Origin of the sequence: Marinobacter sp. CP1, assembly GCF_001266795.1 — a bacterium.
Classification (GTDB): domain Bacteria; phylum Pseudomonadota; class Gammaproteobacteria; order Pseudomonadales; family Oleiphilaceae; genus Marinobacter; species Marinobacter flavimaris.
Genome location: NZ_CP011929.1, coordinates 2,069,149 through 2,086,299, shown reverse-complemented (window position 1 = coordinate 2,086,299; position 17,151 = coordinate 2,069,149). Strand labels below are relative to the sequence as shown.

At 58.9% G+C, this 17,151-nt stretch carries 17 protein-coding genes; 8 read left to right on the top strand and 9 right to left on the bottom strand.

Annotated elements, in window-relative coordinates:
- Positions 1-103 precede the first annotated feature (103 nt).
- The 4 genes from cyoE to ACP86_RS09630 all read right to left on the bottom strand — a co-directional run bounded on the left by cyoE (position 104) and on the right by ACP86_RS09630 (position 3,515).
- Positions 104-1,024 carry a heme o synthase gene (gene cyoE, locus ACP86_RS09645; RefSeq protein WP_014578909.1) on the bottom strand — a complete coding sequence of 307 codons (921 nt, stop codon included), beginning with the start codon at positions 1,022-1,024 and terminating at the stop codon, positions 104-106.
- Positions 1,021-2,082, bottom strand: coding sequence for a COX15/CtaA family protein (locus ACP86_RS09640; RefSeq protein ID WP_053113475.1), 1,062 nt, complete (start codon positions 2,080-2,082; stop codon positions 1,021-1,023). The genes cyoE and ACP86_RS09640 overlap by 4 nt, the downstream gene beginning before the upstream one ends.
- Positions 2,083-2,146: 64 nt before the next feature.
- A complete protein-coding gene (locus ACP86_RS09635; RefSeq protein WP_053113474.1) occupies positions 2,147-2,785 on the bottom strand; it encodes a hypothetical protein in 639 nt (212 codons plus the stop codon).
- Entirely contained in the window at positions 2,778-3,515 is a 738-nt protein-coding gene (locus tag ACP86_RS09630) for an SURF1 family protein (protein WP_053113473.1), read from the bottom strand. Before ACP86_RS09630 ends, ACP86_RS09635 begins: the two co-directional genes overlap by 8 nt.
- A gap of 80 nt (positions 3,516-3,595) precedes the next feature.
- On the opposite strand from ACP86_RS09630, the gene ACP86_RS09625 reads away from it, so the two are divergent.
- Positions 3,596-3,799 (top strand): twin transmembrane helix small protein, encoded by a 204-nt coding sequence (locus ACP86_RS09625; RefSeq protein WP_053113472.1) that lies wholly within the window; start codon positions 3,596-3,598, stop codon positions 3,797-3,799.
- Positions 3,800-3,809: 10 nt separating this feature from the next.
- On the opposite strand, the gene ACP86_RS09620 is transcribed toward ACP86_RS09625, so the two are convergent.
- The 4 genes from ACP86_RS09620 to coxB are packed head-to-tail and all read right to left on the bottom strand — an operon-like array spanning position 3,810 to position 8,097.
- Positions 3,810-4,697 (bottom strand): cytochrome c oxidase subunit 3, encoded by an 888-nt coding sequence (locus tag ACP86_RS09620; RefSeq protein WP_014578903.1) that lies wholly within the window; start codon positions 4,695-4,697, stop codon positions 3,810-3,812.
- Between the two features lie 16 nt (positions 4,698-4,713).
- Positions 4,714-5,316, bottom strand: a complete 603-nt coding sequence (locus tag ACP86_RS09615; protein WP_053113471.1) for a cytochrome c oxidase assembly protein — start codon at positions 5,314-5,316, stop codon at positions 4,714-4,716.
- Between the two features lie 15 nt (positions 5,317-5,331).
- Positions 5,332-6,915, bottom strand: coding sequence for a cytochrome c oxidase subunit I (gene ctaD / locus ACP86_RS09610; protein WP_053113470.1), 1,584 nt, complete (start codon positions 6,913-6,915; stop codon positions 5,332-5,334).
- Between the two features lie 57 nt (positions 6,916-6,972).
- Complete coding sequence (coxB, locus tag ACP86_RS09605) at positions 6,973-8,097, bottom strand: cytochrome c oxidase subunit II (protein WP_041645870.1); 1,125 nt, start codon at positions 8,095-8,097, stop codon at positions 6,973-6,975.
- 200 nt (positions 8,098-8,297) lie between these two features.
- Between coxB and ACP86_RS09600 the strand changes: the two genes are divergently transcribed.
- From ACP86_RS09600 to ACP86_RS09570, 7 genes are all read left to right on the top strand, one after another.
- Positions 8,298-9,626 carry an MATE family efflux transporter gene (locus ACP86_RS09600; RefSeq protein ID WP_008176715.1) on the top strand — a complete coding sequence of 443 codons (1,329 nt, stop codon included), beginning with the start codon at positions 8,298-8,300 and terminating at the stop codon, positions 9,624-9,626.
- A 206-nt stretch (positions 9,627-9,832) separates the two neighbouring features.
- The gene (locus ACP86_RS09595) at positions 9,833-10,483 is read left to right on the top strand and encodes a hypothetical protein (RefSeq protein WP_008176713.1); all 651 of its coding nucleotides are present in this window, start codon (positions 9,833-9,835) and stop codon (positions 10,481-10,483) included.
- Positions 10,484-10,499: 16 nt separating this feature from the next.
- Positions 10,500-11,165: a methylamine utilization protein gene (locus tag ACP86_RS09590; RefSeq protein ID WP_008176712.1), complete on the top strand. Its 666-nt coding sequence runs from the start codon at positions 10,500-10,502 to the stop codon at positions 11,163-11,165.
- The gene (locus ACP86_RS09585) at positions 11,165-13,519 is read left to right on the top strand and encodes a putative bifunctional diguanylate cyclase/phosphodiesterase (protein ID WP_008176710.1); all 2,355 of its coding nucleotides are present in this window, start codon (positions 11,165-11,167) and stop codon (positions 13,517-13,519) included. Before ACP86_RS09590 ends, ACP86_RS09585 begins: the two co-directional genes overlap by 1 nt.
- A complete protein-coding gene (locus tag ACP86_RS09580) occupies positions 13,516-14,391 on the top strand; it encodes a DUF3034 family protein (RefSeq protein ID WP_053113469.1) in 876 nt (291 codons plus the stop codon). The genes ACP86_RS09585 and ACP86_RS09580 overlap by 4 nt, the downstream gene beginning before the upstream one ends.
- Before the next feature lie 2 nt (positions 14,392-14,393).
- A complete protein-coding gene (locus ACP86_RS09575; RefSeq protein ID WP_053113468.1) occupies positions 14,394-14,843 on the top strand; it encodes a group I truncated hemoglobin in 450 nt (149 codons plus the stop codon).
- Between the two features lie 16 nt (positions 14,844-14,859).
- Entirely contained in the window at positions 14,860-15,246 is a 387-nt protein-coding gene (locus ACP86_RS09570; RefSeq protein WP_053115510.1) for a DoxX family protein, read from the top strand.
- Positions 15,247-15,254: 8 nt separating this feature from the next.
- On the opposite strand, the gene ACP86_RS09565 is transcribed toward ACP86_RS09570, so the two are convergent.
- Positions 15,255-17,051, bottom strand: coding sequence for a diguanylate cyclase (locus ACP86_RS09565; protein WP_176443092.1), 1,797 nt, complete (start codon positions 17,049-17,051; stop codon positions 15,255-15,257).
- Positions 17,052-17,151: the final 100 nt, after the last annotated feature.

Here is a 17,151-nt window from a genome sequence, read left to right as displayed (position 1 = left end):
CCGAAACCGTGCGGAGCCATGGATGGCGTAGCCGGGCGTACACGGACGTATTTACAGCGTGTTTCGGAAAGCCATCCCCGCCTGCGTCAGCACAATGTCTGACTCAGAAGAATACAAAATGATCCACAAGCAATACCACAAACAGGGCCATGAGGTAAGTGATGGAATACTTGAAGGTATTCAGGGCCACCCGCCGATCGTCACCCTTCAACAGCCTTACCGCATACTGCAGAAAGCGCAGGCCAAGGGCCAGGGCGCCCACCAGGTAGATACCGCCGGACATGCCTGTGACAAAAGGTAGCAGACTGACCGCCAGCAACATCAGGGTGTAGAGCAGGATGTGCAGCTCGGTGAACTTGTTGCCATGAGTGACCGGCAGCATGGGAATGCCCGCCTTGGCGTACTCTTCCTTGCGATGGATAGCCAGAGCCCAGAAATGCGGCGGGGTCCAGGCAAAAATGATCAGCACCAGCAGCAGAGCGTGGCCCTCAACCTGGCCGGTCACAGCGGTCCACCCCAACAGCGGTGGCATGGCTCCGGCAAGACCACCGATGGTGATGTTCTGGGGCGTAGCACGCTTGAGGAACAGGGTATAGACACCGGCGTAACCCACCAGGGAGGCGAGGGTCAGCCAGGCAGTGAGGTGATTCACCTGCCACATAAGCACGGCCATACCAACACACGCGAGTATCGTTGCGAACAGGATCGCATCCACAGGCGAGATCTTGCCTGTGGCCACCGGGCGCTTGCGGGTGCGAGCCATGACGGTGTCAATTTTCTGGTCTACCACATGGTTGACCACTGCAGCCGCGCCGGCCAGCAGGGCGATACCCAGATTGCCCCAGACCAAGACGCCCCAACCGGGCACGCCTGGCGCCGCCAGCAGCATCCCGATAACCGATGTGAGGATCATCAGCGCGACAACCCTGGGCTTGGTCAGCTCCAGGTAGTCACGCCAGGAAATGGTTGTTCTGGAGTCGCTCGCAATTGCCTGGGCCGGCAGTGCTTCCACTTGCTCGCTCATGCCGTAACCTCCTGGTTCATTGTTGTTGTGTGTGTTGCCGGGATGCTATGTGGTTCGAGTAACAGCTGATGCCGCCAGATCAGGTGAATGACTGACAACAGCAGACCTGCGCCCATGGCGTTGTGGGCCACGGCGATGGACAGGGGAATATGGAAAATTACGTTGGCCAGACCCAACAGGATCTGAACACCCAGCAGGACCGCCACCAGCCGGATGGCGTTATCCAGGCCGGAATCACCACGTCGACGCCACATCAACGCCAGTAATGCGGCGAAATAGACCAGCACCAGCATGGCACCGAGTCTGTGAGTGACATGAATGGCCACCCGGCCATCCGCCGTCAGCTGGCCACCCAGGTAGTTCGGGCCCACATGCTGGGTCACGTCAAAGCCGTGCCGGAAATCCATGCCCTCAGGCCACCACTGGCCCTGACAGGTGGGCAGATCGGTACAGGCAACGGCCGCGTAGTTGGCCGCTGTCCAGGCCCCCAGGGCAATCTGCATCACCACTAACAGCAGCCCGCCATAGAGCCAGGGCCGGAAACCGGACAGGGCATTGGATGGCGGGGGCTCCCGATCCCCTGTCCGTCTGGCCTGACGTCGCAACCGGAGGGCCAGCAGCGTCAGGAGACTCAGGGTGGTAAAGCCGCCAAGCAGGTGCAGCGCCACCACCTGGGGCCACAGTTTCAGGGTCACCGTCCACATGCCGAAAGCGCCCTGAAGAATGATGAAACCGGCGATAAACAAAGGCAGCTTTACCGGAACACCCTGGCGCCGGTTACGAACCGCGTAGGCCGCCAGGCCGAACACCACCAGCCCCAGGGTGCCGGCGGCGTAACGGTGGATCATTTCGGGCCAGCCTTTTTGCACATCCACCGGCGTATCGGGAAAACGGGCATTCGCTATGGCAATGTTCGATTCGCTCTGGGGCACCGTGAGAAAACCATAGCACCCGGGCCAGTCAGGACACCCCAGCCCTGCGTGCACCAGGCGGGTCCAGGCACCCAGCATGATCACGACAACCGCCAGCAAAACGGCAAAGGTTGCCCACTTTGCCATCTTGTGGGCTGCCGTAGTTGGGGAAACAGATGACTGATTCAAGGCTGACTCTCCGCTCTGGCCATTAACCGATCTGCGACAGTTTGAGCAGGTGTTTCAGGTCCTCCAGCATATCCTTACCAGTATGCTCGGAACCGTAATGCATCATCACATTACCGAACGGATCAACCAGCAGGATGCGCGGCTCCGCTTCCGGATTGATACCGGCTGGCCAGTCCGGCCGGGCACCCGCCGCAGGCACAAGGCGCTCCATGGAGCTGTATTCGGAGGACCAACGCGCCTGCAGATCGGAGGGCACACTACCCAGTGCGGCAGCCCGGGAGACCCGGTTGGCGTTCTTGCCAAGGGCGATATTCACCTGCCTGGCCAGATAGAGCAGCTCTTCGCACTGACTGCCACATTGGCCGGCAGCCACAATCATGAGCCAGTCCGGATCGATTTTTTCCGGGCCAAAGCGTTCTGCCAGCGGAGTACCGGAAGCCGTTTCGAGATTGAGCGTTGAAACCGGGGCCACTGGCTGGAGCAAAACGCCGTTATTGGTGTGGCCGGCCGGGTTCAGCCAGCCGGTATAAAACATGATGGTTGCAACAATCATCGGGCCAAAACCCAGCGCAAACAGGAGGAATGCCGTGCGACGGCCGCGACGCACCTGTTCCGGGGTTGGCCCTTCGTTGTGTTCCTGGTCGGATATCCGGTTAGCCATTGTCATTGTCATTATTGGCTCCTGTCTTTCGGTAACTCGCCACTATAGTCAATATAGTCAGCGCCACGGCCAGCGCAAACCATTGCGTGGCATATCCGTAATGGGTTTGTGGCCCCATCAGGTCCGGTTCCCAATCCGCCCGGTAAGCGCCCGGCTGGCGATTGCCGGAAAGCCTTACTATTTTGTCGGGAAGATCCGGAATCTCCTTTCGTGCGGCCTCTCCGGACAGACTCTGTACCCGCCGGGGCCACGGACCGCCTGCCTCTGGCTGATCCACCAGCACCGGCGGCACCGGATAGTCACTGAGTCGACCTTCCAGGGTAAAAATCCCTTCCGGCGTTTCCAGCTGCGGGAGCTGATCCCGGGTTCGCGGCGCCTGGACCCAACCGCGATTAACCACAACCGGCGGCCCTTCCAGAGGACGAAACTCTGTCAGGACTTCATAACCCGGGATGCCATCACGGGTCCGGTTATCCAGCAGCCAGTTTCGGCTTCCGTACATCCCGGTCAGTGTCAGAGGCCGACCACGGGTCAGATCACCGGACTCCATGTCCTGCCAGGCCCGGTTTTCCGCTTCCTGCTGCCACTGGTTCAGCAGAAGCTGCTTTTCTTCCGCCCGATTCAGCTGCCAGACACCGAGGCCAATAAGTATGGGCAGGAAGACGCCGCTGAACACCAGCAATCGCCAGTCAAAGTGCCATTGACGGTGTTGGCCCTGCGAATCAGACATGCTCTGCTATAGTGACCTCAACGGGTCTGGAACCTGTTCCTGCCCGTACATTCACTGCACCTACAAAAACAGGAACTCCCATGCTCAAGGGCTTTATCGTTTTTCTGATGCTTGCCGTCGTGGTGAGTCTGTTCAGTGGCCTGTTCTTTCTCATCAAGGATGGCGGCAAAACCAACCGGGTGGTGAACTCCCTGGCGGTTCGGGTCACACTCAGCATACTGCTCCTGGCGGTCATTCTGATTGCTCTGTGGCAGGGCGCCCTGACATTGAACCCGACGCCCTGATCAACCTTTTTCAGAGAATGTAGACAAAGACAAAGAGACCAAGCCACACCACGTCCACAAAGTGCCAGTACCAGGCCGCCGCTTCAAACCCGAAGTGATTATCGGCCGTGAAGTGGCCTTTGTTTATGCGAATCAGCATGATGATCAGCATCAGAGACCCGAGAATCACATGTGCCCCGTGGAAGCCTGTCAGCATGAAGAAGGTGCTGCCGTAGATCCCGGATTGCAGAGTCAAATCGAGGTCCTGGTAGGCGTGCATGTACTCATAGCCCTGGACAAACACGAACACGATGGCCAGCGCAATGGTCAGGGCAAGCCAGAGCTTGGTTTTCGCCCGATTGCCCGCCTTCAGGGCATGGTGAGCCACGGTTACCGTGAAGGAAGATGTCACCAGCAGAATGGTATTCATCAACGGCAAGCCCCATGCACTGATGACCTCTTTGGGTCCGGGGTAGGCCTCCGGGCTAGGGTTATTGATGAGAGGCCAGCTCGACTGAAAGCCTTCCCACAGCATGTTGGAGGAACCCCGGTCGCCCTCGCCACCCAGCCAGGGCACAGCGAAAACCCGAACGTAAAACAGGGCCCCGAAAAACGCGGCGAAGAACATCACTTCCGAGAAAATAAACCAGCTCATGCCCCAGCGGAAAGAACGATCCATCTGCGGACTGTACAGCCCGGCCCGGCTTTCCTTGATGACGTTCCCGAACCAGCCGAACAACATGTACGCCATGATGATGGCGCCAATCATGAACATGATCCAGGCACCGGTGGTGCTCTCGCCCTGCTTGCCGTTGACCATGATGGCCGCAACCCCATAGAGGGTCACGCCGAGGCCAACCGTCGCAATGATGGGCCACTTGCTCTGTTCCGGAACGTAGTAGGTCTGGTTTTCCGCCATGACAGTCTCCGATGGCTTATCCGTTATCGTTTGTTGTTGTGTCTTTCCGGGAAGTTTGCGTTACCGCCGGCTGCTTGCCCTGATCGTAAAGCGTATAGGACAGGGTGAGTTTCGTGATGTGCGCCGGCAGGTCTTTATCGACGATAAAAATCAGGGGCATTTCAGTGCTTTCGCCGGCTTCAAGCGGTTGCTGGTTGAAGCAGAAGCACTCGGTCTTGTGGAAGTAGAGCGTGCCTTCCGAGGGCGCAAGGCTGGGAACCGCCTGCCCGACCATCGGCTCGGCCGTGGGGTTCTCGGCATAGAAGTTCACCGTCGTCGGCTCTCCGGGATGCACTTCCACGGAGCGCACAACCGGGCGAAACTTCCAGGTCATTCCCGGGCCATTGGACGCAAGAAACTGAACTTTTACCGTCCGGCTCATGTCAGCTTCGGCCACCTCGGTGGACTCGTATCGCCCGCCGGTTTTGCCGTTTATCCCGGTAATCTCACAGAACACGTTGTAGAGAGGCACCATGGCAAAGCCGAAGACAAACATGCCAACTACCCCGGCCAGGCACCAACCCACAACACGGTTGGTGCTGCGGGATGCGCCTGCCTTGTTTGCCTGCTGGTTCGACATGGTGCCGGCCTCCGGTTACTTAACTTCCGGTGGTGTCGAGAAGGTGTGGTAAGGCGCCGGTGAGGGCACGGTCCACTCAAGACCTTCGGCACCATCCCAGGGCTTGGCGGCCGCCTCTTTGCCACCCCTGATGCACTTGACCACGATAAACAGGAACAACAGCTGTGTGGCACCGAACATGAATGCACCGACACTGGAAACCATGTTGAAATCGGCGAACTGCAGCGCGTAATCCGGAATCCGTCGTGGCATGCCTGCCAGTCCCAGGAAGTGCATCGGGAAGAACGCCAGGTTCATGCCAACAAAAGACAGCCAGAAATGGGTCTTGGCCAGGGTTTCGTCATACATGTGCCCGGTCCACTTGGGCAGCCAGAAGTAAGCCGAAGCGAAGATCCCGAAGATGGCACCCGGCACCAGCACATAGTGGAAGTGGGCAACCACGAAATAGGTATCGTGGTACTGGAAGTCAGCCGGCGCGATGGCCAGCATCAGACCGGAGAAACCTCCAATGGTGAACAGGATCACGAAGGCCACGGCAAACAGCATGGGCGCCTCAAAGGTGAGAGAACCCCGGAACATGGTGGCCACCCAGTTGAACACCTTCACCCCGGTGGGCACCGCGATCAGCATGGTGGCGTACATGAAGAACAGCTGGCCAACGATGGGAATGCCAACGGTGAACATGTGGTGGGCCCAGACCACGAAAGACAGCAGGGCAATGGCACCGACCGCATAGACCATGGAGGCATAGCCAAACAGGGGTTTGCGGGAAAATGCCGGAATGATATGGGAGACCGCCCCGAAGGCCGGGAGGATCATGATGTATACCTCGGGGTGCCCGAAGAACCAGAACACGTGCTGGAACAGTACCGGATCGCCGCCGCCGGAGGCGTCAAAGAAGCTGGTGCCGAAGTTGATGTCCATCAGCATCATGGTCACCACACCGGCCAGGACCGGCATCACCGCAATCAGCAGGAACGCCGTAATCAGCCAGGTCCAGACAAACAGGGGCATCTTCATCAGGGTCATGCCCGGCGCCCGGAGGTTCAGGATGGTGGCGATCACGTTGATCGCGCCCATGATCGACGAGATACCCATGATGTGGACCGCGAAAATGAAGAAGGTCGTGCTCGGCGGCCCGTAGGTTGTGGACAGGGGCGCGTAGAAGGTCCAGCCGAAGTTGGGACCGCCGCCTTCCATGAACAGGGTGGAAACCAGAATCAGGAAGGCGCAGGGCAGCAGCCAGAAGCTCCAGTTGTTCATCCGGGGCAGCGCCATGTCGGGGGCGCCAATCATCAACGGCAGCATCCAGTTGGCAAGGCCGACAAACGCTGGCATGACCGCACCAAAGACCATGATCAGACCATGCATCGTGGTCATCTGGTTGAAGAATTCCGGCTGCACGATTTGCAGCCCGGGCTGGAAGAGTTCTGCCCGGATGACCATGGCCATGCTCCCGCCCAACAGGAACATGGCGAAGCTGAATATCAGGTACATGGTCCCGATATCCTTGTGGTTCGTGGTCAGCAGCCAGCGGCTGAAGCCTTTTGCCGGGCCGTGATGATGATCCTGGGCGTGGGTATCTGCAACCGCACTCATGAAAACCCCCGTTACCGCCATTTATTGTGGCTGGTGATATCTGTTATCTGGCGTTGATTACTGCTGGTTCTTGTAATCAAAAATTTCTTTCGGAGTGACCATTTCACCGGTGTTGTTACCCCAGGCGTTCCGCTCGTAGGTAATCACCGCCGCCAGGTCCACTTCGCTCAGCTGGTTGCCGAAAGCCTGCATGGCCGTGCCGGACTTGCCGTTCACAACGATGTCTATGTGAGCCGCCATGTCCTGGGTTGCAATGGGACTGCCCTTCAGCGCCGGGAACGCCGGTGGCGCACCGCTGCCGTCGGCCTGGTGGCAGGCAGCACAAGCGGTCTGGTAGGCTTTTTCGCCCCGTTCCATCAGCTCGGCCATGGTCCAGTCTTTCTGGGTCAACTGGCGCTCGCGCTCGGCAGCTTCCTTCTTCTCCGCGACCCAGGTGTTGTATTCCTCCTCGGGAACCGCCTCGACAACCACCGGCATGAAGCCATGGTCCTTGCCACAAAGTTCGGTGCACTGACCGCGGTAAATGCCGGGCTTGTCGACGCGGGTCCAGGTCTCGTTGATGAAGCCTGGAATCGCATCTTTCTTGACACCAAAGTCCGGCACCCACCAGGAGTGGATAACATCGTTCGCCGTTACCAGAAAACGAATCTTTTTCCCGACCGGAATCACCAGATGGTTATCCACCTCGAGAAGGTAGTTTTCACCTTTGGCCTGTCGGTTCTCAATCTGGTCACGTGGCGTCGCCAGGTTGGAAAAGTAGCCGAAATCTTCATTGATATATTCGTATTGCCACTTCCACTGATACCCGGTGATCTTGATGTCCACCTCCGATTCGGAGGTGTCATACATGTCGACCAGGGTCGCCGTGGCAGGAATCGCCATAACAACGAGGATCACAAACGGTATGATGGTCCAGAGAATTTCTACCAGGGTGTTCTCGTGAAAGTTGGCCGGTTTGGCGCCCTGGGATTTTCGGTGGGCAAAAATAGACCAGAACATGACTCCGAAGACCACGACGCCAATGACGACGCAGATCCAGAGTATGGTCATGTGAAGGCTGAAAATTTCGTTACTGGTGCCGGTCACCCCCGGGGTCATGTTCAGTGTCCAGTCCGCCATGGACCAGGCGGGGAACATCAGACCGCCTAAAAGGGCACCTGCCCGCTGAGCGTGCACGCGCATACTGTGTCTCCACAGAGTGTTATTCTTGTCGGATTTTGCGTTATCCCGCTGGCATTTTCGGCGTCGCATACACCGCAAAACCAGAGTGGAAGCCTGCTTTCGGATACTCAGCTTGGAGTATAGACACAGATCAAAAAAAGACTAAAAAATCGGCTAAACCCAAAAAAGCTAAACAGAATTTTTTAAGAATTAAAACGCATATGCCTTTTAACTTGCCGGCAACCGACCGACGTCTCTGGGCCCTGGCCTGGCCATTGATGCTCACCAACCTCACCGTCCCTCTCCTGGGACTGGTGGATACGGCCGTGCTCGGCCACCTGGAAAGCCCGGAGTATCTTGGCGCCGTCGCCGTTGGTGCCAATCTGTTCAGCATCCTGTACTGGACCTTTGGCTTCATGCGCATGGGCACGACCGGCCTGGCCGCTCAGGCATGGGGCAAGCGGGACAACTTCAGTCAGGTGGCATTGCTGCTGCGCTCGATCCTGTTGGCAACCGGGATCGGCCTTCTTCTCATTCTGTTTCACCAGCCTCTGATACAGACCGGCCTGAGCCTGATGAATCCCAGTGACAACGTGACCGAACTGGCGGCCGAGTACGCCGGAATCCGGATCTGGAGCGCGCCGGCCGTTCTCTGCCAGTACACGCTGGTTGGCTGGCTCATCGGCACCCAGTTTCCACGGGGCCCGATGATCATGCTGATTGCAGCAAACGGCCTGAACATCGTGTTGGATATTCTTTTTGTTACCGTGCTTGGCTGGAACAGCCGTGGCGTGGCCATTGCCACTGTGATCGCCGAATACGGTGCCGCCGCCATCGGTTTCCTGATCGTATTACGGCGAATGCCTGAGGGGCAGGGGCTGACGAAGGCTCTGTTCGGCAAACTCGAGGATTACCTGAGGATTCTCCAGGTTAACCGCTACATCATGGTCCGAACCATCGCGCTGTTATTGGTGCTGGCATTTTTTACCGCCCAGGGCGCCCGTCAGGGAGACACCATCCTCGCTGCCAATGCCGTTCTGATCACCTTTCTTCTGTTGATCTCCAACGCCCTGGACGGTTTTGCCAATGCTGCCGAGGCGCTGATTGGCGAGGCTATCGGCAAAGGCAGCCGGCGGCGCTTCCGGGTGGTCTTTCGAAGTGCCCTGCGATGGTCACTCTGGGGCGCCCTCTTGCTCACCATTGTTTTTGTGGCCGGCGGGCATTGGCTCATTGCACTGCTAACCGGTATCGAGGAAGTGAGAGCCACCGCCTGGCGCTACCTGCCCTGGCTCTGGCTGCTACCTTTTGCCGCAGTCTGGGGCTTTCTTCTTGATGGGATTTTTATCGGCGCAACCCGAACCCGGGACATGCAGAACACCATGCTGTTTTCGGCCCTGGCCGTGTTTGCACCGGTCTGGTGGCTGACCACGGGCTGGGGCAATCACGGGCTCTGGTTCGCGCTGATCTCTCTGATGGTAGCGCGGGCCCTGAGCATGGGATGGCTGTGCTGGTCCCATACCAGGAACGACCGTTGGTTCCAGAGCCAGTGACGCAGATTCAATCCGTAACATTACAGCCGGGTATTTTCATCACAGCGGAAAAGCAGTCGCAAAAATCTCGGCTACACTTGTCTGAAAAGGCAGGCACGATGTGGTAGCCAGCCCTCCTCTCCTGCCCGGGAACTCGTTGCTATCAGTTGCTAACAACGGGAGGCGCCTTGCGACCTCAATTCGTTCAGACATCGGCTTCTCCTGAAATGACACCACAGGTAGTCCTTGAGATTATTGACCAGGCGCGGCGCAAGGAAGCCCGCTCCGGGACCTTCCTCCGACAGCTTCACGAAAAGGTTGCCGCGCTCCCGTCTGCGGTCACTATTGAGGGGTATCAGCCCGCCACCTGCCTGTTCCAGTTCGTGGTTGAGTACATCGAAATGGCACCAAGGCTCATCGAATGCGTTGAAGCCTGTGCCCGGGAAGCCGGAAAAGCCGATCTGTTTGAGCCCTTTGTGAATGCCGCCATCCGGTATTTTACTCAGCCATCAGCGCTCCTGGTTCGCTACGACGGTCTCGATGGCCTACTGATCCGCGCCTACCTTTGTCATCGGTTGATGGAAGAAATGTACGAAAACAACCGGTGTACCCGGGCCAGCGAAATCGTGGATATGGAAGCAACTCGTGCTAATCTTCTGGCTCATCAGCTTATCGGCGAGCCCTTTGCCAACGAGCTGGACGACTCCATCACCGTAACCGTGTTGCAGATAGCAGGCACGCCGGACTACTACGAACTCAACCTCGACCCGTTTGTCGAGCAGGTGAACAACGCCGCCTGGGACTGGATGCGGCATTACTGGGAAAATCTGCTGGTAAGGAACCACATTCGATTTTCTCTCGGGTCCGGCCTGGCCTGACAGGTTCAGAGGTTTAATGAAAGTATCAGCGATTGCAGTGCTGGCGGGACTGTTGATTTCTGCCATGGTATCGACAGCCAACGCGTACGAGCTGTCCGTAACCGTCACCCTGGAAGGCAACACCGAACCCGTGGCCAATGCCGTGGTTTCCGTAGACAGTGCCCGTCCGGCAACACCGGTTTCTGCCGAAATCTATCAGAAGGATCGCGCCTTCCATCCCCATGTACTGGTGGTGCCAGTCGGCTCCAGCGTGGATTTCCCGAATCGCGACAATACCCAGCATCACGTGTATTCCTTCTCGCCGGCAAAAACCTTCAACATCGAGCTTTACGCCGACCGCCCGGCGGCTCCCATTGTTTTCGACAAGCCAGGCATCGTTGAACTGGGCTGCAACATTCACGACCACATGCAGGGCTTTGTGGTGGTCACCGACACCGCTGACACCGGCCGGACAGATACCTCCGGCAAGGTCACCCTGTCGCTCGATACACTGCCCAGCGAGGGCAGCCAGGGCACGGTGACACTTGAGATCTGGCACCCACGGCTGCCGGATAATACCCGCCCGGTCACCCGTGAAATCGAACGTGATAGCGAGTCCGCAATCGTCACCCTCAATCTTGAGCCCGAGCCTGCCGCAGAAGGCTCGCTGGACCGTCTCCAGCAGCGCTTTCGGGAGCTTTGATGGGTCTGGTATCTCGTCTCGGATTCCGGGGCCGGCTTATTGCGGCGATGATCTCACTGGTGGCGCTGGTCAGCCTGGTGATCATCGCCCTGCTGATGGTGTACCTGTTCGAGGATGAAAAAAGCCGTGCACTGGAACAGCTGGCCATCGGAGAGCGGCTGACCAACGAGGTCATTGATCGCCGGACCGATCTGGAACTGTCCCGGCTCAGTGTTGTGGTGCAGGATTTCGGCTTTCGCTCGGCCATTGCCAGCCGCGACCCGGCAACCATCGACAGTGCCCTGGAAAACCACAGCGGCAGGGTGGGTGCCGACTTCGCGCTCTTGCTGGACAGTCAGGGAGAGCCCCTGGCTTCGACCCTGCAAAACCCTTTTCCTGCCGTCAGCCAGGAACAGCTGACAAGCACCCGTCGTAATGGGTTTACCCGGTCACTGCGGGCCATTGATGGCAGGGGCTACGAGATTCTCATCATCCCGATAGAGGCCCCGGGGCTTCGGGCCTCGCTGGTCAGCGGCTTTGCCATGGACCAGTCCCTGGCAGAGGTCATCGCCAGGCTCAGTGGCACCTCGGTGATCTTCCGGGCGCGATCGAACCAGAACGACAACCTGAACAGTTTTGCCGCCACCAGCAGCATCGATGCCAAGCTGGAACAGGAGCTTGCAGGCGCATCCGCCAACGCCAATTTTATTGAAAGTGCCGGTTATTTCACCCGGATCATCAACCTGGGCGAATCAGACCCCGCCGCCGTCCAGGCCGTGCTCCTGATCAGCCGTGATGCCACGCTCCAGAATTACTACCGGCGAGCGGTGGAAATTGCCCTGCTGGTGACCGCCATCCTGATTTTCGCCATTCTGCTGGCGCTGGTCATTGCCCGGAACCTCGGGCGCCCGGTTTTGCAGCTGGCAAGCTACGCGCGGGCTATCGGTGAGGGCACCACACCCGAGGCACCGGCCATCCGGGCCGGCGGCGAACTGACCCAGCTCCGCAACGCCCTGCGGGATATGCTGTCTGGCCTTCGGGAGCGGGAAGCCCAGATCCGCTATGCGGCAACCCACGATGACGTCACCGGACTGAAAAACCGCAACGCCCTGATGCAGGAGGCCGCCGAGCTGTTTGAGAACCGTGGCACGGGTTCACTGGTGGGGATCCGGCTCAACGATCTCTCCGATATCAACGACACCCTGGGGCTGGAATTCGGCGACAAGGTCCTGATCGGTATTGCCAAGCGCCTGCAGCAGGAACTCCCGGACGCCCATATCCTCGCCCGCACCGGTGGCGGCGAATTCCTGGCCCTGATCCCTTCACTGCCCCCGGAGCAAGGCAGTGACAGAATCCGGCAACTGCACGCGCTCATCGAATCTCCCTTGCAGGTAGACCAGACGCCCTTCTCCCTCAGGGTCACCATCGTCACCATGGAACTGCCGGAAGATGCCTCGGATACCGACGCCCTGCGTCGCCGGCTCAATCTCACCTTCGAGCAGGCGGAGGCCCACCCCGAAGCCTTCACGCGCTACAAGCCCGGGCAGGATGAGAGTCACCTCAGAGAACTGAAACTGATCACCGACCTGCACGCCGCAATTCTGCATAACGGGTTGCACATGAACTACCAGCCCAAACTGAACAGCCAGACCGGCGAATTGGTGCAGGTAGAGGCCCTGGTGCGATGGATTCACCCGGAACTGGGCTTTATTTCCCCCGAGGAGTTCATCTTTCTCGCCGAACAGTCAGGGCAGATCCACGACCTGACAGCCCATATCCTGCAACGGGTGGCCAGCGATGCCCGGCGATGGCACGAGCAGGGTGTTGACGCGGGCGTTGCCATCAATCTGTCCGCCATGGACCTCACCTGGCCCGCCCTGACCCGGCACATCGCGGAAACCTTTCACGATTGGCACCACGATCTGGAACGGGTGACCCTGGAAGTCACGGAAAGTGCCCTGATGGAAGATCCGGAAGAGGCCATGGCCACCCTGAACCAGCTCAGGGCGCTGGGAGTGACCCTGTCGGTGGACGACTTTGGCACCGGCTACTCCTCGTTGTCCCAGCTGCGCAAGCTGCCGGTACAGGAGCTGAAAATCGACAAGTCATTCGTGCTGAAGCTGGATTCCGAGCCCCAGGACCAGCTGATTGTCCGGTCCACCATTGATATGGCCCACGGCCTCGGGCTGAAGGTCGTGGCAGAAGGGATCGAGAACCTGGAAGCCTGGCAGCTGCTGCAACACTGGGGCTGCAACCTCGGCCAGGGTTTTTACCTGAGCCGCCCGATTGCCCCCGAGGATCTGCCGGAGACTGCGCTGTCCCTGGCTGCCCGCAAAGGAGAGCTGAGCCGACCCAACCCGGAGTATTCAGAATGATAAAGAGACGTCTGATGACACTGACCGTGGCGCTTCTGATGGCACCGGCCGCCATGGCCGACATCGGCAGCCGGATCTGGGCGACCGGAGGCGTCACCACCATTGAGGGCAGTGCCGGCGGTGGCCTGGTTCCCTGGGCTCTACTGGGCAGCTACGCCAGCGACGAGGAGTGGGGCGGCACCGTGGCACTCAGCCGGGCCGAAGTGGACGATTACTCTCTCTCGGTGACCGGTGCCGGGCTGAACTGGAATAACCGCCTGGAGATCACCGTGGCCCGCCAGACCCTGGATCTGGACAGCCTGGTGTTTACCCTCAAGGACGGCTTTGGCCTGGAGCAGGATGAACTGAATCAGGATATTTTCGGCGCCAAGGTCCGGCTCGCCGGCGATGTGTTGTACAGTCCCTGGGGCCAGTGGTCTGCGGGCGTTCAGTACAAGCGCCAGAGGGATTTCACCGTACCCTCGGCGATCGGCGCCCGGGATGACAGTGGCACCGATGTCTATGTCAGTGGCAGCAAGCTGTTCTTCGCCGCGGTGAAGGAGCGAAACCTGCTGGTAAACCTGACCGCCAGGGCTACCCGGGCCAACCAGGGTGGACTCCTGGGCTTTGGCGGCGACCGTAACAACAGCCACGAACTGATGATGGAGGGCAGCGTCGGGCTTTTCCTCAACCGCCAGTGGCTGGTGGGCGCGGAATACCGTCAAAAGCCGGACAACCTGGGCTTTGCCAGCGAGAATGACTGGTGGGACCTGTTCGTGGCCTGGGTGCCGGACCGTCGCCTGGCTGTCACAGGGGCCCTGGTCAACCTGGGTGACGTTGCCACCCTGGAAGACCAGCAAGGTCTGTATCTGTCGCTGCAGGGGAGTTTCTGATCATGACCAACCTGAACCTGAAACCCCTGTTCGTCGCCCTGTTGTCAGCGATCGCACTGGTTCTAGGTGGCTGCCAGAGTCTGAACAACAAACCCGATGATTCCCTATATCAACAGCTCGGTGAACGTGAAGGCATCGCCAACGTCGTGGAGGATCTGCTCTACCTGATTGTGGACGACGATCGCATCAACCAGCAGTTCAAGGGCATGGATGTCGACCAGTTCCACCACAACCTGACAGACCAGCTGTGCGAGCTCAGTGGCGGGCCCTGCACCTACACCGGGCGGGAGATGCGCGAGCTGCATTCCGACATGGCCATCACCAATACACAGTTCAATGCCCTGGCCGAGAACCTGATTCTGGCCATGGAGCAGAACGACATACCGACCGGCGCCCAGAACCGGCTGATCAAACAGCTTCTGCCGCTGTACCCTGACATTCGCAACCTGTAAAATGGAGACCCGCACCTTGCTCGAAAACGCTGATCTGGGAAAATTGTTTATCCGTCTGACCCTGGGCGGACTCTTGCTGTTCCACGGCATTGCCAAACTGCTCAACGGCGTCGGCTTCATCGAAGGCGAGCTGGCCAGCCACGGCCTGCCAACCATCCTCGCCTACGGAGTGTACGTGGGTGAGATAATCGCGCCTCTGATGGTCATCCTTGGCTATCAGACCCGGATCGGTGCGCTACTGATTATTTTCAACATGCTGCTTGCCATCATCCTGGTTCACGGCAATGAGTTGCTAAGCCTTGGACGCAGCGGCGGCTGGGCACTGGAACTGCAGGGCTTCTTCCTGTTCACGGCAGTGGCGTTGATTTTCCTCGGACCGGGGCGCTACAAGCTGAAGAACTGAGCCGCGACTCAGGCGCCGGGCACACTCGCCGCCCTGAAATCACGGGCCACCATGACACGGTTACGGCCGGACTCCTTGGCCGCATAGAGTGCTTCATCAGCTTGACGGATCAGCTCCTGGGGCTCCACGCCCGGGCCCGGGACCAGGGAGGCAACCCCGACACTGATGGTGAGGCTGACCGGGGCCACCCGTTCGCCGGAGTACACCGGCGAACGGGCCACGGCCTGGCGTACCTTTTCGGCAACCCGAACCGCGCCTTCTTCCGGTGTTGCCGGGAGCAGGATGCTGAATTCCTCGCCGCCATAGCGGGCCAACAGATCCCCGGAACGCTGCACTTCTGCGACGCACAAGGCGGCCACCGCGGTCAGGCAATCGTCGCCAACCAGGTGTCCCAGCTCGTCGTTTACCCGCTTGAAGTGATCAATATCCAGCATCAACAGGCTCAACGGGTGACCGTGTCTCTGGGCCCGTCGCCACTCATCGTTGAGTTTTTCATCGAACCGACGCCGGTTGGCCACATGGGTCAGACCGTCGGTGAGGCTGATCGCCTTGAGCTGCTCATTGGCCCGTTCCAGTTCGTCGGTGCGCGCCTGAACCCGCATCTCCAGGGTCAGGTTGGCCTGCTGCTGGATCGCCAGCGCCTGCTCCTGGGCCTCATGGCGCTTGCGACGTTCCAGGTTGATCCGGTAGGCAAGCGCAAAGGAAAGCAGAACCACCTCCAGGGCCACGCCGATCTGAGGCATGAACTCGGTCAGGAAACTGCGGGGCATGATGCCAAGCTTGCTGACCGCGAGAATCAGATGGCCGATCAGCAATGGCGTCCAGGCCAGAACGTAGAAACCGCCCAATACCTGACCTTTCCGCCAGACCAGGAAACCGATGAACCAGACCGCGGGAGTGACCACTGCCGCAATCGCGCTGACCAGGACAATCCCCGTCTGGTAACTGCCAAAAAGAGTAAAGACGAAGCTGGCAGAAATGGCGGCCAGAATCCACTGCAGGAAGCGGTAACTTCTGAGGCTGTAGGACCGGATATTGAGAAAACGGATGGCGAAGATAATGGCGGAGAACAGAGCGAAACAGATAACCGGAATGGTGAAATACCGGTTGATACCCGGGGCATTCGGCCACAGCCACTGGAAGAGCACACCATTGAAGTTGAGCTGAACCAGCCCGGTAAACACAACAGTCAGCACGTACCAGAAGTAGGTGGAATGGCGCACGATGACAAACAGAAACAGATTGTAGAGCGCCATGGCAACGATGATGCCCAGGAACATCGTCTGCCAACCGTAGGACAACTGCTCATTGGCGAGGAATTCCGCCGACGGAATAACTTCCAGTGGAATCTGCACCGAACCCAGCGTTTTCACCCGCACGAAGGCGGTGACCGGCTCGGTGTTCGAGGGCACCAGGAAAACAAAATTCCGATGGTGAATCGGGCGACTGCTGAAGGGCAGGGTATCGCCGGTATGGTGGGTCTGGATCAGCTCACCGTTCAGGACCCAGTAAACAGAGACCTCATCCAGCAACGGATAACCGATTTCCATCACCCGGTTCGCCGGCTCAGGCGGAATCTCGACTTTCAGCCAGAAACTGCCATCGCTGAAGCCACGATTGAACACCTCACTGGAGCCAGATGTCTGCCAGTCGCCCGGGGGCAGGGCGCGAACGTCTTCGAGTGCCAGCTCATCGGCGGGCGCTTCCAGCCAGTCAAAGGCGACGGGAGCGGCCTGAACAGGCGCGCTGGCCAGGCATGCCAGCGACAGAAAAATCAGAAGGATGCAGGATAACTGCCGCATCATAGCGGTTTCCGGTTTCCGGGCCCTTCCTGGTGTTCTACACTTTCAGGCCCTGACTGAGTCTTTTTGCATCCTTGCAGTTGCTTCCATTTTAGACGGTTGC

Excerpts from the sequence above, each read along its gene's own strand:
- cyoE (WP_014578909.1), bottom strand. The coding sequence starts at position 1,024 with ATGAGCGAGCAAGTGGAAGCACTGCCGGCCCAGGCAATTGCGAGCGAC.
- ACP86_RS09640 (WP_053113475.1), bottom strand. The coding sequence starts at position 2,082 with ATGGCAAAGTGGGCAACCTTTGCCGTTTTGCTGGCGGTTGTCGTGATC.
- ACP86_RS09635 (WP_053113474.1), bottom strand. The coding sequence starts at position 2,785 with ATGGCTAACCGGATATCCGACCAGGAACACAACGAAGGGCCAACCCCG.
- ACP86_RS09630 (WP_053113473.1), bottom strand. The coding sequence starts at position 3,515 with ATGTCTGATTCGCAGGGCCAACACCGTCAATGGCACTTTGACTGGCGA.
- ACP86_RS09625 (WP_053113472.1), top strand. The coding sequence starts at position 3,596 with ATGCTCAAGGGCTTTATCGTTTTTCTGATGCTTGCCGTCGTGGTGAGT.
- ACP86_RS09620 (WP_014578903.1), bottom strand. The coding sequence starts at position 4,697 with ATGGCGGAAAACCAGACCTACTACGTTCCGGAACAGAGCAAGTGGCCC.
- ACP86_RS09615 (WP_053113471.1), bottom strand. The coding sequence starts at position 5,316 with ATGTCGAACCAGCAGGCAAACAAGGCAGGCGCATCCCGCAGCACCAAC.
- ctaD (WP_053113470.1), bottom strand. The coding sequence starts at position 6,915 with ATGAGTGCGGTTGCAGATACCCACGCCCAGGATCATCATCACGGCCCG.
- coxB (WP_041645870.1), bottom strand. The coding sequence starts at position 8,097 with ATGCGCGTGCACGCTCAGCGGGCAGGTGCCCTTTTAGGCGGTCTGATG.
- ACP86_RS09600 (WP_008176715.1), top strand. The coding sequence starts at position 8,298 with ATGCCTTTTAACTTGCCGGCAACCGACCGACGTCTCTGGGCCCTGGCC.
- ACP86_RS09595 (WP_008176713.1), top strand. The coding sequence starts at position 9,833 with ATGACACCACAGGTAGTCCTTGAGATTATTGACCAGGCGCGGCGCAAG.
- ACP86_RS09590 (WP_008176712.1), top strand. The coding sequence starts at position 10,500 with ATGAAAGTATCAGCGATTGCAGTGCTGGCGGGACTGTTGATTTCTGCC.
- ACP86_RS09585 (WP_008176710.1), top strand. The coding sequence starts at position 11,165 with ATGGGTCTGGTATCTCGTCTCGGATTCCGGGGCCGGCTTATTGCGGCG.
- ACP86_RS09580 (WP_053113469.1), top strand. The coding sequence starts at position 13,516 with ATGATAAAGAGACGTCTGATGACACTGACCGTGGCGCTTCTGATGGCA.
- ACP86_RS09575 (WP_053113468.1), top strand. The coding sequence starts at position 14,394 with ATGACCAACCTGAACCTGAAACCCCTGTTCGTCGCCCTGTTGTCAGCG.
- ACP86_RS09565 (WP_176443092.1), bottom strand. The coding sequence starts at position 17,051 with ATGATGCGGCAGTTATCCTGCATCCTTCTGATTTTTCTGTCGCTGGCA.